Origin of the sequence: Bradyrhizobium sp. CCH5-F6 (assembly GCF_001556045.1) — a bacterium.
In the GTDB taxonomy this organism is placed as follows: Bacteria; Pseudomonadota; Alphaproteobacteria; order Rhizobiales; family Xanthobacteraceae; genus Bradyrhizobium.
This window is the reverse complement of record NZ_LSIC01000099.1, coordinates 1-1,395: the sequence shown is the minus strand read 5'-3', so window position 1 is coordinate 1,395 and position 1,395 is coordinate 1. Positions and strand designations below refer to the sequence as shown.

The following is a 1,395-nucleotide window of genomic DNA, read 5'->3' as shown; positions in this document are numbered from 1 at the left end:
GAGCTATGCCTGAATCTGGGTGACGGAGCCGATCAGGCGGCGTGGCTTTGCTGGGGCGGAATGACCTCGATGCCGTCGGCGAATCTGGCACCGGCGATGATCTTCGGCAACTGATTTGTGCCTTTCAATCGACGCCAGGTTTTCGAGGCTGCATCGATCAGCTTGAACACCATCAGCCTGGCCGTCTGTGGCGACAACGATCCCTTGGTCCGAACCGTCCTGTGTCGCACTGTGGCGAACACGCTTTCGATCGGATTGGTGGTTCGCAGGTGGACCCAGTGCTCGGCAGGGAAGTCATAGAATGCCAGCAGATCCTCGCGATTCTTGATGAGGCAATCGACCGCGCGCGCATATTTTGCTCCGTATTTCTCGGCGAAGGCTTCGAGTGCAAGCTCCGCGGCAGCCCCGTGTGGGGCCATGGAGATGTCCTGCAGGGCTTTCTTCATGCCGCTCTGCACGGAGCTCGGAACCTTGTTGAGCACGTTGACGGTCTTGTGCTGCCAGCAGCGCTGCCGCCGCGTGCCGGGGAAGACTTCGTCCATCGCCTTCCAGAAGCCGAGGGCGCCATCGCCGACCGCCAGTTCAGGCGCAGCCTGCAGTCCGCGCCGGCGAATGTCGATCAGAAGCTCGCGCCAGCTCTGGGCGCTCTCGCGCACGCCGACCTGAAAGCCGATCAGCTCCTTCTTGCCCTTGGGCGTCGCGCCGATCAAAACCAGCATGCATTCGCTGTGGTCCTCCATCCGGGCCTGCAGGAAGACGCCATCAGCCCAGACGTAGACATAGCGCCGCGTCGACAGATCGCGCTTCTGCCAGCGCTCGTACTCGCCCTGCCATTGCGCCTTCAGGCCTGAGATCACCGATGGCGACAGGTTCGGCGCATCCTGGCCGAGCAGCGCCGAGAGCGCTTCCTGGAAATCGCCGGTCGAGATGCCGCGCAAATAGAGGATCGGCAGCAGGGCATCCAGGCTCTTCGTCCGCCGCGCCCACAGCGGCAGGATCGCCGAGGTGAAGCGGATCCGATCAGCTCCGCTCGCACCGCGGTCTCTGACCTTGGGCCGGGCGACCTCGATCGCGCCGATCCCCGTGGCAATCTTACGCGCAGGCCCAAAGCCGTGCCGCACCACCCTGGCACGGCCATCCGGCAGCTTCAGCTCCGCCGTCGTCTCCAGAAATGCCTGCAACTCGATCTCGACGGCCCGGGCGAGCAGCTCACGGGCTCCGTTCCGCAGAATTTCTGTCAGTGGATCGTCAACCGCAGACGGCTGACGGAAGGGCAGGATGTTGGTAGTCTCGTTCATGGCGTATCGCTCTCCTTGAGAGGTTCTGGCAGGCTCGACACCCGCCTCGATACGCCGCCTCTCTCAACCCGTCATCACCCACTTTCCCGCATAGCTC

1 protein-coding gene is annotated in these 1,395 nt (G+C 63.4%); it reads right to left on the bottom strand.

From position 1 onward, the window contains the following. Positions 1–32 precede the first annotated feature (32 nt). Positions 33–1,298 (bottom strand): IS256 family transposase, encoded by a 1,266-nt coding sequence (locus AX729_RS17955; RefSeq protein ID WP_057196787.1) that lies wholly within the window; start codon positions 1,296–1,298, stop codon positions 33–35. Positions 1,299–1,395 lie beyond the last annotated feature (97 nt).